This is a genomic window from Mucilaginibacter gilvus (assembly GCF_004054195.1).
In the GTDB taxonomy this organism is placed as follows: domain Bacteria; phylum Bacteroidota; class Bacteroidia; order Sphingobacteriales; family Sphingobacteriaceae; genus Mucilaginibacter; species Mucilaginibacter gilvus.
Genome location: NZ_SBIW01000002.1, coordinates 245253 through 260878, shown reverse-complemented (window position 1 = coordinate 260878; position 15626 = coordinate 245253). Strand labels below are relative to the sequence as shown.

At 45.4% G+C, this 15626-nt stretch carries 13 protein-coding genes; 9 read left to right on the top strand and 4 right to left on the bottom strand.

All coding sequences use genetic code 11. The features are described from left to right. The first annotated feature begins 58 nt into the window (after window positions 1–58). The gene (locus EPL05_RS04400; protein WP_243837228.1) at window positions 59–1813 is read left to right on the top strand and encodes an ABC transporter ATP-binding protein; all 1755 of its coding nucleotides are present in this window, start codon (window positions 59–61) and stop codon (window positions 1811–1813) included. Window positions 1814–1816: 3 nt separating this feature from the next. Here EPL05_RS04400 and EPL05_RS04395 read toward each other — a convergent pair whose 3' ends face one another. Continuing rightward, window positions 1817–2068 (bottom strand): hypothetical protein, encoded by a 252-nt coding sequence (locus tag EPL05_RS04395; protein ID WP_128532481.1) that lies wholly within the window; start codon window positions 2066–2068, stop codon window positions 1817–1819. A 391-nt stretch (window positions 2069–2459) separates the two neighbouring features. On the opposite strand from EPL05_RS04395, the gene EPL05_RS04390 reads away from it, so the two are divergent. The 6 genes from EPL05_RS04390 to EPL05_RS04365 all read left to right on the top strand — a co-directional run bounded on the left by EPL05_RS04390 (window position 2460) and on the right by EPL05_RS04365 (window position 7671). Next, entirely contained in the window at window positions 2460–3338 is an 879-nt protein-coding gene (locus EPL05_RS04390; RefSeq protein WP_128532479.1) for a cell division protein FtsX, read from the top strand. An 83-nt stretch (window positions 3339–3421) separates the two neighbouring features. Continuing rightward, a complete protein-coding gene (locus tag EPL05_RS04385; RefSeq protein ID WP_128532477.1) occupies window positions 3422–3691 on the top strand; it encodes a DUF3098 domain-containing protein in 270 nt (89 codons plus the stop codon). Continuing rightward, a complete protein-coding gene (locus EPL05_RS04380) occupies window positions 3691–4485 on the top strand; it encodes an undecaprenyl-diphosphate phosphatase (RefSeq protein WP_128532475.1) in 795 nt (264 codons plus the stop codon). The genes EPL05_RS04385 and EPL05_RS04380 overlap by 1 nt, the downstream gene beginning before the upstream one ends. 250 nt (window positions 4486–4735) lie before the next feature. Next, entirely contained in the window at window positions 4736–5476 is a 741-nt protein-coding gene (gene truB / locus EPL05_RS04375; protein ID WP_243837211.1) for a tRNA pseudouridine(55) synthase TruB, read from the top strand. 68 nt (window positions 5477–5544) lie between these two features. Further along, window positions 5545–6495: a bifunctional riboflavin kinase/FAD synthetase gene (locus EPL05_RS04370; RefSeq protein WP_128532471.1), complete on the top strand. Its 951-nt coding sequence runs from the start codon at window positions 5545–5547 to the stop codon at window positions 6493–6495. Between the two features lie 117 nt (window positions 6496–6612). Beyond that, on the top strand, window positions 6613–7671 hold the full coding sequence (locus tag EPL05_RS04365) for a DUF2157 domain-containing protein (RefSeq protein ID WP_128532469.1): 1059 nt from the start codon (window positions 6613–6615) through the stop codon (window positions 7669–7671). Window positions 7672–7749: 78 nt separating this feature from the next. Here the strand turns inward: EPL05_RS04365 and EPL05_RS04360 are convergent, their stop codons facing one another. Then, a complete protein-coding gene (locus tag EPL05_RS04360; RefSeq protein ID WP_128532467.1) occupies window positions 7750–8376 on the bottom strand; it encodes a LysE family translocator in 627 nt (208 codons plus the stop codon). 106 nt (window positions 8377–8482) lie between these two features. Between EPL05_RS04360 and EPL05_RS04355 the strand changes: the two genes are divergently transcribed. Both EPL05_RS04355 and EPL05_RS04350 read left to right on the top strand, forming a co-directional pair. Next, a complete protein-coding gene (locus EPL05_RS04355; protein WP_243837210.1) occupies window positions 8483–9460 on the top strand; it encodes a cobalamin-binding protein in 978 nt (325 codons plus the stop codon). Window positions 9461–9540: 80 nt separating this feature from the next. Further along, window positions 9541–12111 carry a family 20 glycosylhydrolase gene (locus tag EPL05_RS04350; protein WP_128532466.1) on the top strand — a complete coding sequence of 857 codons (2571 nt, stop codon included), beginning with the start codon at window positions 9541–9543 and terminating at the stop codon, window positions 12109–12111. An 81-nt stretch (window positions 12112–12192) separates the two neighbouring features. Here EPL05_RS04350 and EPL05_RS04345 read toward each other — a convergent pair whose 3' ends face one another. Continuing rightward, window positions 12193–13248, bottom strand: a complete 1056-nt coding sequence (locus tag EPL05_RS04345; protein ID WP_128532464.1) for a proline iminopeptidase-family hydrolase — start codon at window positions 13246–13248, stop codon at window positions 12193–12195. A gap of 292 nt (window positions 13249–13540) precedes the next feature. After that, window positions 13541–15616: a TonB-dependent receptor gene (locus tag EPL05_RS04340; protein ID WP_128532462.1), complete on the bottom strand. Its 2076-nt coding sequence runs from the start codon at window positions 15614–15616 to the stop codon at window positions 13541–13543. Between the last annotated feature and the right edge of the window lie 10 nt (window positions 15617–15626).

Below are 15626 nucleotides of genomic sequence, written 5' to 3'. Positions count from 1 at the left end.
GGGCGGGGGGGGCAGCGTTACCGGTAAGGCTTTCGATTGGCATTTGCTTAAGCGCATTATGCATTATGTAACACCGTACAGGTCGGTTTTCGTGATCGCTGGCTTCTTAACTATTTTCCTGGCTGTTATAGCTTTGATCCAGCCTATCCTTATTCAGCGCACGCTGGATAAATATATCCTCACTAATGACTACCATGGGCTGGTATTTATGGTGGAGCTGATGGTTGGCCAGCTCATCGTCCAAACCATTGCGCAGTATTACCAAACTTATTTAACCAACTCTTTGGGCCAATCTGTAATTCGCGATCTGCGGAAGGATGTTTTTAACCACATCACGAGCCTGCGCCTAAAGTATTTCGACCGTACACCTATCGGCATGCTGATAACCCGTACGGTATCAGATCTGGAAACTATTGCCGATATTTTTTCTGAGGGGCTGATCTCTATCATGGGCGATATGCTGCTGGTGTTCGCGGTTATTGGATATATGCTTTGGCAGGACTGGAAACTGGCGCTCATTACCCTCATTCCGATGCCGTTCTTGTTTGCATCTACCTATGTGTTTAAGGAAGCTATCAAATCCTCCTTCCAGGAAGTGCGTACACAAGTGGCGCAATTGAATACCTTCCTTGCGGAGCATATCAGCGGGATCAGCATTATCCAGTACTTCTCCCGCGAGGAGCAGGAGATGCGCAAGTTTAAGGCTGTGAACCTTAAATATCGCGATGCCAACATCCGTTCTAACTGGTATTACTCCATCTTTTTCCCGGTGGTAGAAATTTTGTTTGCGGTTTGTATGGCGCTGCTGGTTTGGTACGGCTGCAAAAGGATCCTGAACGACCAGCAAATGCATGCCATATCGGCATCTCAAGGCGGCATTACGCCGGGGCTAATCACCAGTTTTATTGTGTTGCTGAATATGCTGTTTCGCCCTATTAGGCAGCTGGCGGATAAATTCAACACGCTGCAAATGGGGATGGTAGGAGCCGACAGGATATTCAAAGTGCTGGATACCGACGAGGTGGCTACTGACGATGGCAAACTTGCTCCGCCGGCCTTACAAGGCGATATAGAATTTAAAGATGTTTGGTTTGCGTATAACGATGAGAACTGGGTACTTAAAAACATCAACTTCCACATTAAGCCCGGCGAAACGCTGGCTTTGGTAGGGGCAACCGGCGCGGGTAAATCATCAACCATTAACATCCTCAACCGTTTTTATGATATAGGTAAAGGTACAGTAACGGTGGATGGGCACGACATTCGTGAATACAAGGTAGATTACCTGCGTTCCAAAATAGCTACGGTGATACAAGATGTGTTTTTGTTTACTGACACCATTGGCAACAACATCAGCCTCAATAACACCGAAATAACGCGCGAGGAGATCATCGCGGCAGCAAAGGACGTTGGCGCACATGAATTTATTGAACGCTTACCCGGCGGTTATGATTATAACGTAATGGAGCGTGGTGCAACTCTATCTGCAGGGCAGGCGCAGTTGATCTCGTTCATTCGCGCGCTGGTTTATAACCCGGCTATATTGGTTTTGGATGAGGCCACTTCATCGGTAGATACCGAAACCGAATTGCTGATACAAACAGCCATTAATAAACTGATGCAGGGGCGCACGGCCATTGTAATAGCCCATCGCTTATCTACCATACAAAATGCCGATAAGATCATCGTTTTAGATCATGGCGAGATTATGGAAAGCGGTACCCACCAGGAACTGCTGCGGATTGAGAACGGCTACTACCGCAAACTGTACGATCTGCAATTCAACTCGGCGGGGATAGCCAAGCCAATTTAAGCGCTATTTCGATTCCAGCCTGCGTTCGTCGTCGTCAGATGCGTCGGGCTGGTTTTTCTTTGGCGCGTCGTTTACCGATTTTACAGGTTGTTCCTCGTTCTCGTACCTTTTTGCCAAGTTTTCCTGTTGAGGCTCATCGGCATTATACTCTTTATCGCGGTTCTTTACAACGCTTTTATGCCCTTCGTCATTTGGCCTTTGAGTAGGCGTATCTGATGGAGATGGTTTATCGTGGTCGTTTGCTGGAGTTGTCATGATGAGATAACAGGCAGCACTTTAATTTGTTTATTGCCGGATGGCCTGTTTTATACGATTTCCGCGTTTGATAAGAGTGGAAACCCCGGAATGGAGCAGCGCTCCTATCGGCACTGTGGAATGAGGAGTTGGAGCGGATAGCACGGGCCGAAGGCAACGCCATAATGTGAATGGTTGATTGGTGAGTTGAGAATGGTTTTAGGCTGAGATTCAAAATTCTGCTCAATCCTTAAATCCCTTAATCGTGTTAGTGTCCGTTAATTATTGTTAATTATCCCGCATAAACTTTTACCTTTAGGGCAGGTTTGTTATTTTCGCAAACTATAAGAATTGATGTGCATACGCGTTATCTCGTATCTCACATCTTAAATCTCATATCTAAGGAAGGCACATGGAAGAATTTGAAGCAAGCGAATCGGCAAAAAAGACCAAAACGATATATATATCTACCGTTTTTGGTATTGCTATGGTTTTATTGATGATAGGGCTATTGGGGCTGATCTTGGTGAAGGCAAACAACCTGTCGCGTTACGTAAAAGAAAACATTGTGCTTAATATTTTTATGGACGATGCCGCCCACGAAACAGACGTGCTGCAGTTTCAAAAACAGTTGGATGGCAACCCAATGGTTAAGCAAACGCAATACGTAAGTAAAGAGCTTGCCGCCCGTAATTTGCAAAAGGACCTTGGTGAAGATTTCGTGAAATTCCTGGGGTATAACCCCCTTTCGCAATCGCTGGATGTGTATCTGAAAGCCGATTACGCCAATAATGCAGGCATCGATAAATTTAAGGCCGAACTGATGAAGAACCCACTGGTGAAAGAGGTGAAGTACCAGCAATCATTGGTTGACCAAATGAACCAAAATCTGAAATCCATCATATTGGTGATACTCGCTTTCGCGGCCATATTTGTGGTACTATCGGTGGCGCTTATTAATAATACCATCAGGCTGGCTATCTACTCGCAAAGGTTTCTCATCAAGTCTATGCAGTTAGTAGGGGCAACCAAGGGCTTTATTCGTAAGCCGTTTTTGTTGTATGGCATCTGGCACGGCTTATTAGGCGGCTTAATTGCTGTGTTGATACTGATAGGCACCCTTTACCTGGCCTACCAGCAAATACCCGACCTGGTGATCCTGCGTAACTACACCGAGTTCGGCATCGTGTTTTTAGGTGTTATTGGCATTGGGGTTATCATGTCTGCCGTGAGCACTTTCCTGGCGGTAAACAAGTTTTTACGTTTAAAAATATACGATCTGTACAGATAGTTCATTGGCTCATTGGTTCAATAGTTCATTGGGAGTGTTGAGGCACTTCTAAATCATAAATCACAATTCAACAATTAAAATATATGGCATTGCAATCAAAACCGGCCGGTCCGGTTAAAACAGCTCCCAAACCAGCATCACTGCAGACCACTACCCCGGCCCAGTTTGTGTTCGGTAAAGAAAATTATCGCTGGTTAATTATCAGCATTGCTGTAGTAACTTTGGGTTTTGTGCTAATGAGCGGCACCACCGATATTTACAGCACTACAAAAATTGTAATTGCACCAATAGTTGTATTGGCGGGCTTTGGTTTAGGTTTTTACGCGATCCTAAAAAAGACAGCAGCTAACTAATGAATATTATTCATGTAATTGTGCTTGCCATCATTGAGGGCATCACCGAATTTTTGCCTATATCTTCCACCGGGCACATGATCATCGCCTCGTCGGTGATGGGCATCCAAAGCGACGATTTTGTTAAGCTATTTACCGTTGCTATCCAGTTGGGCGCTATCCTATCGGTAGTCGTTTTATACTGGAAACGCTTTTTCCAAACCCTCGATTTTTACTACAAATTATTTGTAGCCTTTCTTCCCGCAGCAGTGTTCGGGTTGCTATTCAGTAAAAAAATTGACGAATTGATGGAAAGCGCTCTAACAGTAGGTATCACCCTGTTTATTGGAGGCGTTATTTTATTGTTTGTTGATAAATGGTTTAACAAGCCCGACGTTAAAGAAGAAAAAGAGATCAGCTATCTTACCGCGCTTAAGATCGGTTTCTTCCAGTGCTTATCTATGATTCCGGGCACTTCGCGCTCTGCTGCAACTATTGTAGGCGGTATGTCGCAGAAACTTACCCGCAAGGCAGCCGCAGAATTTTCGTTCTTTTTAGCAGTGCCCACCATGTTTGCCGCAACCGCCAAAAAATTATATGACTTTATTAAAGACGGTCACGTTTTTACCGGCGAAGAAATAAAGCTTTTAGCTATCGGTAACGTTATAGCCTTTATTGTGGCTTTATTAGCCATTAAAACATTCATCACCTTTTTAGAGAAACGTGGCTTCCAACTATTCGGCTGGTACCGTATTTTAGTAGGAGGGGTTATTATAGGTCTTTATTTAAGTGGGCATAACCTGCAGATTTTATAAGATACACTATTGTTATGCAGGATAGCGATGTGCTGAAAGCCATCGCTATTTTTGTTTGTAAGGTGCCTGAATCAGAATTTACAGAATTAGAAAATTTTCAGAATAAAATAAAGTGACCGAATTACCGCAATGACGGTTATCGAATTCTGTTCATTCTAAAATTCTGTGAATTCTGATTCAGACAGGGGGCTGCATAGTAGAATAGAATGCCATCTGTAAAATCTTTACCTTTGCCGCTTAAAAAATAATTTTGAGCACTACTACTTTCACCAATATTCAGGACTTTGCCGACGGACAACTGTTGCTGGTAAACAAACCCTACAAGTGGACAAGCTTTGATGTGGTTGGCAAGATCCGCAATGCCTTTAAGCCGCTGAAGTTAAAAGTTGGCCATGCGGGTACGCTCGATCCGCTGGCAACGGGGCTGCTCATCATCTGCACCGGTAAAATGACCAAGCAGATAGATACCTTTCAGGCCGAAGAAAAAGAATACACAGGCACCATGGTGCTGGGCGCTACCACCCCGACTTATGACCTGGAAAGTGAGCCCGAACAGAAATTTGAAATAAGCCACCTTACCGAAGATCAAATAAAGGCCAATTGCGCGCAGTTCACGGGCGATATTCAGCAATACCCACCTGCCCATTCGGCCATAAAAATTGATGGCGAACGCCTGTACGAAAAGGCCCGCCGTGGAGAAGAGGTGGAACTGCGCCTGCGTAACGTAACCATTACCGAATTTGAGCTAACCCGGATAGAACTACCCGAAGTAGACTTTAGGGTAGTATGCAGCAAAGGGACGTACATCCGCTCGTTGGTGAACGATTTTGGCGCGGCGTTAAATAATGGTGCCTACCTCTCGCGCCTGCGCAGAACCCGTAGCGGCAATTACCGTATAGAAGATGCGCACGAAGTGTTGGAGTTGGTGAATACTATTAGGGATTTGAAGAGCGTTGGATCCGCGGATGATGCATCAGTTGCGGGTCAATAATTTAGTTCAATAATAAAAAAGCTTTCTTCGTTGTACTTTCAACGTTTACCTTTGAGGAATCCTTAAAAATGAAGATATATCATCACATAGATGAATTTACGCCCTTAGAAAACGCCGTGGTTACCATCGGTACTTTTGATGGCGTGCATATCGGGCACCGTAAAATTATAGCTCGTTTAAAAGAATTGGCCGAAGCTGCGGGTGGTGAAACAGTTATTTTAACTTTCTTTCCGCATCCGCGGATGATCTTGCATCCCGAAGACGAGAACATCAAACTCATTACCACCATTGCTGAAAAGGCCGAACTGATGGAGCAATTGGGTGTAGACCATTTGATCATCACCCCGTTTTCGCGCGATTTTAGCAACCAGTCTGCTGAGGAATATATTCGCGATATATTGGTGAAGAAGATCGGTATAAAAACAATTGTAATAGGCTACGATCACCGTTTTGGTAAAGATCGTAAAGGTGGGCTGGAAGACCTCCTGAGGTTAGCCACTCAATATGGGTTTGAAGTGCTGGAGATTCCCGAACAGGATATTAATGATGTTGCCATCAGTTCTACCCGTATCCGTACGGCTTTGCTGGATGGGCAGATAGACATCGCTAACGAATGTCTGGGCTATCCGTTTTTTATTACCGGTAAAGTTATCCGTGGCGACCAGTTGGGCCGGCAGTTGGGTTATCCTACCGCCAACCTCATGCTGGAGGAAAGATACAAGCTGATCCCATCAGACGGGATCTACGCGGTAAGAGTGAAGGTAGAAGGGAAGGAATACAACGGTATGGCATACATTGGCCACCGCCCAACCGTTAACGGCATGACGAGGAACATCGAGGTAAATATCTTCGATTTTAACGCCGATATCTACAATAAACAATTGCGCATGGAATTTTTGCACTTTGTGCGCGAGGACATCCGCTTTGCATCATTGGATGAATTAGTGGTGCAGTTAGGCAAAGATAAAGAGGATGTGCTGGCGTTGTTAGTGTTGGATAATCCCCAGTTTAACACCTAACCGTCCTTATTCTCTTATCACTATGGTTTTAAGACAAGGTTAAATACCCACTTGATAATATCGCGTTAATTAATTTAATTCGTATCGCTCTAATCTAAAATTGGCGTAACGTGCGGTATGGCTAAACTTAACCTCGACAGGCAGGAAAGTGAATTTTTAAACAATACCATCTCCCATTGGGAAAAACACCATTTAGTTGACGCCGAACAAGCGGAAAAACTTCGCACTTCTTACGAGGTAAAGGGTTTCGACTGGATGCGGCTGGCCAAATATTCTTTTTGGGTAGCGCTCATCTGCGGGGTGGTGGCTGTAGGTTCGCTTATTGTGGATGACGCGGTTATCAACTGGATAAAAAACCTGTACGATACGCCTGATATTGTTATCGCTATCCTCTCGGCAGCCCTGGCTGTGGGGCTGTTTTACCTCGGCCGCAAACGCGAAAAATTGCACCCCGAAAAGATTTTCAGTAACGAAGCAGTTATTTTTACCGGCGTGTTATCTACTGCTTGCAGCATTGCCTACCTTGGCAAAACCTTCGATAATCATTCGGGGCACTATTCACTTTTGTTTTTAGTATCGGTATTTATTTATGGTTTTTTAGCATGGCGAATGGGTTCGCGGTTGATATGGCTTTTCGCGCTGGTATCGCTGGGGAGCTGGTTCGGTACCGAAACAGGCTACCAAACCAATTGGACGTTTTACTTTTTAGGCATGAACTATCCAATGCGTTTCGTGCTTTTTGGGTTATTGTCGGTAACCGCCTGTTACTTCCTTAAAAACAAAAAATGGTTCAGCTTTTTTTGGGAACTTACCTATGTAGTTGGTATGCTGTACCTGTTTATGTCGCTTTGGCTGCTGAGCATCTTTGGCAATTATGGTAGCCTGGATGCTTGGTGGACCATCAAACAGATCAGCCTGTTTTATTGGGGCATTATATCGGCGACAGTAGCTGGTGGCTTCCTGTTTTACGGCTTAAAAAGTAAAGATGTAATTGCCCGGGAGTTTGGCATTACCTTCCTCATTATATTCCTCTACACCAAATACTTCGAGTACTTTTGGGATGGTACTAACAAAACACTGTTCTTTTCTATCCTCGCACTATCGTTTTGGCTGATAGGGCGCAAAGCGGAGAAGATCTGGAATATCAGTTCGAAGCCGGGGCGCCCAACCCCCTGAAGGGGGAGTTTTTGAAAACACTCTTTTACTCCGTTTGCAAACTTCTGTTCCCCCTTCAGGGGGTTAGGGGCTCGCCTCCTAATGATGCTTGAAAAACACCAGATAGATCTGTTTAAAAACGTGGTACAGTGCAAAGCCGAAGAAAAGTATGGCGATACTGGTATCTATAATTTTGGTGCTCAGCGCGAATTTCTTTTGCAGGTAGCTGGCAAATTTGGCATATAAAAACAGCGCGATAAATGCACCCATAGCCGAGCCAACACTGAAAAATACCAGGTCGAGCGGTTTGTCATCTATCCATTCGTGGGTAATAAGGTAGGTGCCGGTTACCATCCAAAATGGGATTTGCATGGGGTTTAAAAAACCTAATAGGATGCCGTATTTAATGCTGGCGTGCTGGCTGTAAGTAGTTTTCGGCGGGGTGTTTCGGTTACGCCAGGTGATAGCAGCCAATGTGCCAAACAGGACTACCATTACCCAATCTATAATAGTATCCAGCCTCACTTCTTCTGAAAGCCACTTGGCCCCCAGCATTACCACGTAGGTGAAGAAAAACTCCACGCAGGAGAACGCGATGATAAACTGCAGGGCCTGTTTTATGCCGCGGTTTATAGTTATTTGTACAAGCGTAAGGTTTATATTACCCGGCGGTATATAGCCTATAAAATTGGCTATCACCCCGGCAAGTAAGGTTAGGAATATCATCGGGGACAAAGATAATACTTTACGGGGCAATAAAATAAGAGATAGCCCCATGGGAGATATGAACGATTGTGGATTATGCAAACTCATTATTTCGCATATTTGCACCTTGAATGGGAAGGTAAAGCAAAAGCAAACCGCCCGCTGCAAACTGAATATTATGCCTGCTCCTAAAATAGTATCCTTATTGCCCGCCGCTACCGAAATTGTTTGCGCGCTCGGCCTCGAAAATAGCCTAATTGGCCGTTCTCATGAGTGCGATCACCCCGAACAGGTAAAGGCCCTGCCGGTATGCTCGGAGGCTAACTTTCCAGATGGTTTAAGCAGTGCCGATATTGATGTGAAAGTAAAGGAGATATTGGCCGATGCGCTATCGGTTTATACCGTAAACCGCGAGGTGATAAAAGAGCTGCAACCCGATGTGGTGATCACCCAGGCGCAATGTGAAGTGTGCGCGGTTTCCCTGCCCGATGTCGAGCAAGCTTTAGAAAACTACCTGGATAAACCCGCCACCATCATATCGTTGCAACCCAATAGCCTCGATGATATATTTAACGATATCGCTACCGTTGCGGCAGCCCTCGAAGTTGCCAAAGCAGGCGAGCAATTAATTGAAGGCCTGCAGGAACGCGTAGATATTATTCGCCATAAGCTAAAGTTTATGGAAAATAAGCCTACGGTTGCCTGTATAGAGTGGCTGGAGCCGATGATGTTATCCGGTAATTGGGTGCCCGAGCTGGTTACTATCGCTGGCGGCGTGCCTATCCTCACACAAGCCGGCAAGCATTCGCCCTATGTAAACTGGGCAGATATACAAGCGCAGAACCCGGATGTGCTGATACTGATGCCTTGCGGCTTTTCCATTGAACGCACCATGCGCGAAATAGACGTGCTGCTGCAGTTGCCTGGCTTCGGTGAAATGAAGGCTGTAAAAAACAACCGCGTTTACATTGCCGATGGTAACCAATACTTTAACCGTCCCGGCCCCCGCATTGTAGATTCGGTAGAAATATTAGCAGAGATCATCCATCCAAAACAATTCATCTTTGGTTATGAGGGTGAGGGCTGGATAAAATTCACACTTTAAAAAATATTTTAAGAAGTATAGCCAACATTATAAATCGATATTTTAATTATATTTACGGTTCTCAACCTAATATAATTGCCATGCGTCGTTTTATCCTACTATTTATTGTTGCCGTTACCAGTGTAAATTCGTTTGCCCTTACCCGCGAAGAGCCAAAACTTGATCCGCAAAACCTGCACATCAGCTGGGAAGTAGTTGATAATAACTATCAAAATAAAGGGCAGGCGCTTACCGCGTTGGTGATCACCAACAAAGGCAAAACGGCTTTACCTGCTTCGGGTTGGAAAGTCTACTTTAACTCTTCGCGTAATTTTTTGCCTAATGCAACCACCGGCAATGCTACCATAACTCCAATAAATGGCGACTTATACAGCATTACACCAACTGCCAAATTCCCGGAGATAAAGCCCGGTGAAAGTGGCCGTATTGAATATGTTTGTGAATCGCCGGTGGTGAATTTCACTGATGCCATTGAAGGCCCGTACCTGGTTTGGGATAACGAACCTGCAAAAGGCTACGCCCTTGGCGAGTTTACGGTTAAGCCTTATAACCCTACTTACCAGGGTTTAATAACTCCGGAGATATTGTATAACCAGAACAAAACTATATTGGATATCCCGGTTGCCGGTTTGCAGAAAATAATCCCAACGCCTGTAAACTACCAGGAAAATTTAGGTGGCTTTTTTAATTTAGATAAAGGCGTAATGCCCGGAGTATCTGTCGATCATAAATTCGACAAAGAATACGGACAGCTGCTTGCATATTTAGAAAATTTAATTGGAGATAAGTTTCACAACAGTTCGAAATCAAAAGGCCTAAAGTCGATAACTATCGGATATAAAACCGGCTTGAGTGTTGAAGGATACGAGTTAAGCGTTCAACCATCGGGAGTACAAATAGTTGCCTCAACATCAGCTGGTATATTTTACGGCATCCAGTCGTTTAAAATGCTTATTCCTGTCACAAATAAAGTACAGTCATCAATTCTTATCCCTTGCGTTGAAGTAAAAGACGCGCCCCGCTTCCCGTACCGTGCGGTAATGCTGGATGTGGCCCGTAACTTCCAAAGTAAACAACAGGTATTAAAACTGATAAACCTGATGGCGGTTTATAAACTGAACACCCTGCACATGCACCTTACAGATGATGAGGGCTGGCGAATTGAGATCCCATCGCTCCCAGAACTTACTACCCTTGGCTCTAAACGAGGCCACTCGCTGGATAGTAAAACCAACCTGCCTGCCTCACATGGTTCCGGTCCCGATTTTAGCAACACTGCCGGTACCGGTTTTTATACCAAGGCCGATTATATCGAGATCTTAAAATACGCTAACGAACGCCACGTAACCGTTATCCCCGAAATTGAAACGCCAGGCCATGCCCGTGCGTCTATCAAAGCGATGGATGCCCGATACGAGCGTTTATTGGCTGCTGGTGATAAAGCCGGCGCAGAGCATAATTTGCTGCGCGACCTGAACGATAAATCGGATTACCGCTCGGTACAGTACTGGAATGATAACGTGATCGATGTATCGCTGCCGTCTACCTATAACTATATTGAGACCGTGGTCGGTGACCTGGTGAATATGTACAAAGAGGCTAACGCGCCCCTGCCCGCTATCCATTTTGGTGGCGACGAGGTGCCTGCACATGTATGGGAAAAATCTCCGGCTTACCTAACTTTAAAAGCCACTCATCCCGAGATACAGGGTACAGGCGACCTTTGGTATTACTTCTACGGCAGGGTGAACGATATTTTGAAGAAACGTAACATCAAACTTTCCGGGTGGGAAGAAATGGCTCTGCGCAAAACCAATGTAGACGGGCATGCCACCTACGTACCCAACCCGCAGTTCGTAAACGAAGGGATGCAGGTGGATGTTTGGAACAATGTACTGGGCGACGGGCAGGAAGACCTTGCTTACAAACTGGCAAACGGCGGTTACAAAGTAGTGCTTACATGCGTTACAAACCTGTATTTTGATATGGCCAACTACAAGTCTTTCGACGAGCCGGGATACTATTGGGGCGCTTATTTGGGGATAGATAAATTCTTCTCATTTATCCCGTACGATTACTTTAAAAATGCCGACGTAGATAAAAACGGCATCGCCATTAACCGGAACCTGTTTGTGGGTAAACAACGCCTTACCGAATATGGTAAAGAAAACATCATCGGCCTGCAGGGTGCCTTATGGGGCGAAACCGTAAAAACCGCCGAACGAATGGATTATATGATCTTCCCAAAACTGATTGGCCTTGCGGAACGTGCCTGGGCAAAGGACCCATCCTGGACGACAGAACGAGATACCGCTAAATCCCGTATTTTATATAATGAGGACTGGAGTAAATTTCTGAACATCCTCGGTAAGCGCGAATTGCCGAGGCTGGCTTATTATAACGGCGGTTACAGTTTCCGCATCCCAAAACCGGGTGTTGTGTTAGAGGATGGTAAATACCTGAGTAATATTCAATACCCCGGCCTCGTCATTAGGTACACCACGGATGGTACCGAACCGACTGCCAAAAGCAAGCTTTACAACAGCCCGGTAGACGCAAAAGGGCTGGTGAAATTCAGGGCCTTTGACTCAAAAGGGCGAGGCGGTAACATGGCCGAAGGACCTGCTACTAACCCCAAGCCTGCAATTTAGATTGGTTCATGGGTGATAGTTCATAGATAATAGAAAGATAGGACGGCAGTACGAACTAACTTCCTAACCATGATCTATCAACTAATCTACTTTTTTCTCTCCCGCATTTACGGCTTTTATAAATCTGACAAGGCCGCGCATGTAGGTGCGCTGATCATCGTACATGGCCATGTGGCTGCCTTTTTCGCAATACAGGTAGCTGCCGTTTTGCACCTGGGTGGCTATCCATTCCATGTGCTTTGGGTCCATGGTATCGTATTGGGCACCGATGCTCAGCGTAGGTACAGATAAGCTTTTGATCTCCTTTTTACGATCCCAGTTCACCAGGTTGCCGGCAATACCGAATTCGCTTGGTCCCTGCATGGTTACATATAACGACTGGTTCATTTTTCCGAGAGAGCGGGTTACAGGTTCAGGCCACTCGGCGCTTGGCATTCTGAGGATGTGCTTTTCATAAAAATTGGGTTGCAGCAGGCCCATATAATTAGGGTTTGCATAGTCTTTTTTTGCTTCAATACCGCGGATCTGGGCTAATACTTTTGGGTCGAGCCGTTTAGCTAAAACCTCCGAATATTTGCCATAATCGGGGCAACTTACCATCATATTGGAGATGATAAGGCCTTTTAAATGCGCCTGGTATTTTAAAGCGTATTCGGTAGCCAAAATGCCACCCCAGGAGTGGCCCAGCAAATAAAAATTGTCCTTATCCAAATGCAGGGCTTGCCGTACCTGCTCCACTTCTTCCACATAACGAGGCAGGCTCCACATAGTGGTATCTTTAGGGTTATCAGAGTTTCCGCAACCTAACTGGTCGTAGTAGATCAGTTCAATTCCTTTGCCGGGCAGAAAGCTTTCCATGCACTCAAAATATTCGTGCGTGGCGCCGGGGCCGCCGTTAAGCAGCAATATTTTCATGGTGGGGCTGTTGCCCAGTTTTTTAGTCCATACCTTGAATTTGCCTTTTGGGGTATTGATGCTCACCATTTGCACCCCGCCGTTTTTTACGCCGGAGGTAGTATCTCTAAAATAATCGCTCAAAGCGGGTTCTTCGTACTGTTTCGCCGCAGGGCTTACACAGGCAGAAATGCAGGCAGCTGCAACAATAACCGCCGAAAGGATAAAGGTTTTTAATTTCATGATGAGACTGAGATTTGGTATAAATCTAATGAATTTTTGTTGATGGTTCATAGGGGTTAGCACCATCTCAGATTACTATACTTTCAGAGGTGTTCCACATTTAAATGTGGAACACTTATTTTAAAAAATCATTGATTATCAGTATTTTATAGTTTTTGGAGAAACACTTTGGAGCACCCCTGTTCCTTAATTAATTTTTGTAATCTATTTATTATCAATAAATTAAATAAAATGGCTCAATGAAATTAAAAAACAGGAGTGAACACCTTTATGTTAACCGGTTGCTCCCTTTTTACAGAGAAATACCTAATCCCGCATAATAGCTCCTTGGGGCAGCAGGGTTGTAATACCGGTTGCCAATGGCGTTGAGATCATTCCCGAGGCTGTATTTTTCGTTCAGGAGATTATCGGCACCGGCATAAATCTCCAGCCTGGTTTTGCCAAGTTGGTGCTGCCACGATGCTTTTGCCTGTAACAGGTGATATTTGCCCACGTAAACGGTGTTGGCATCGTTCAAGGGTATTTTAGAAGTATAGTTATGCTGCACAAAAACCGACAGGCCCTGCGGGAGCAGTACCTGCAACGACGATACCACAACTTCGCGTGGTACGCCGGTAAGTTTATTACCCGAGTAATTATTCCCAGCCACATTATAATCCCTAAAGTTGAACCTGCTGATGCTTAACGAGGTGTTAAATTGCAGGCCGCGTATAAAATGCGTATTGTTTTGGCGAATGAGCCAATCGGTAAAAGCCAGCTCGAAACCCGGCTGTTTGGTGCCGCCTGCGTTTACGTAATACTCCGTTTCGTTAGGGTTTAACTGGCGAACAATGGCATTGTTGATTCGGTAATAAAATACGGATGCGTCCAGTAACATGCTTTCATCTTTATTCCGCAGGCGGAAACCGGTTTCATAGTTCCAACCAAATTGTGCTTGCAACCCTGTGTTTACTATATTATCCGTCGGCCTCACCTCGGCAGTGGTAGGGGTAGAGTAACCACGGCTGACCGATGCGCGCCATATAAAATCGTTGGTGAGCTGGTAGGATAATGCGAACCTCGGCATCAGTTGCGGCGTAAAATCGCGGTTGGTAAAGTCAGCCTCGTTTAGCGGTGCAGTGTTCCTGAATTTATAATGATAGTAATTCAGGCTGAGCGCCGCCTCGGCGTGCAGGCGTTTATAAATATCTGCGGCGTAACGTGCAAAAAAGAAGTGCTGGTTGGTGTTGATCTTGTCTATCTTTTGCACGTTACCTTTATCGCCCTTATTGTTATCGTAGTTGCTGATGAGTGAGTTGGTTTGCTGCCACTCCAGCCCAATATTCAGCTTGCCATCAAAATTGGCAGACTGCTTGCCCTCGAATTGGAAATAGGTACGCAAGCCGTAGGTGTTTTCGTCCCGTTGTTCGTAATTGGTGATGAAAGGGTTGGCAAAATCTACATGGTTGCCAAATACCGTGAGCACGTTGCGTACACCATCGGCTATTTTAGCATCATTGGTTATGCCGCCCAATAGCAATTTGGTATTGATGCGGATCTTTTGATCGATAGCCCCCGGTAAAGTTTTGGTAGGCAGCCTCGCCGACCGCGGATCGGTTTCGGCCTGTGCAAGCGTTAAGCCGCCCGGTGTTTGATAACCCAGATCGGAATAGAGTACGGTGGCGCGTAGCTCGCTGTTTTTGGCATATTGCCATGCATCGCCGGCTTGTAAATAGTTGCGGTGCATCCGGCTGTTTTGCCGGTAGCCGTCGTAGTTTTGGTAGGATTGGTTAAAGTTGAAACGGTAGTTCTTGCTGCTGTTTTGCAGGGACACCTTCTGGTGAAATAAACCATACGAACCACCATTTACACCTGCCGAAAGGTAGCTGCTATCCAATCGGTTTACGGGGCTTAATAAAACCACGCCGCCGCTATTGGCCCCAAACAAACTGCCGTCTGGCCCTTTTAATATTTCAATATGGCGGATGTTACCGATATCGAGGGCATTTAAGTAGGTATTGCCACCTGCATCGGTTAAGGGGATCTCGTCAAAATAAACCTTCACATCCCTAACCCCAAAAGGCGATCGGAGCAAACTCCCCCTTATAGATAGCCTGTAGCTCCCGGGCGAGCGCTCTTCTGCCCGTATGCCGGGTACGGTATTTAAAGCGGTTATAAAGGAGTTATCGGGCTGTAGTTTTAATTGGGCCGCGCTAAGTACGCTTACAGATGCAGGTACGCTTAGCACGGGTTGCTCGGTAAGGTAGCCTTTAACAGTAACCATTTTCAGTTGCTTTAATGTATCGGCTTTAGGCTGAGTTTTATTTTGAGCGATAGCGCTGCCGGTTATGATAGATAGGGAGAGCAGGCCGAGGTAAAATTTATTCATAGCGGGTATG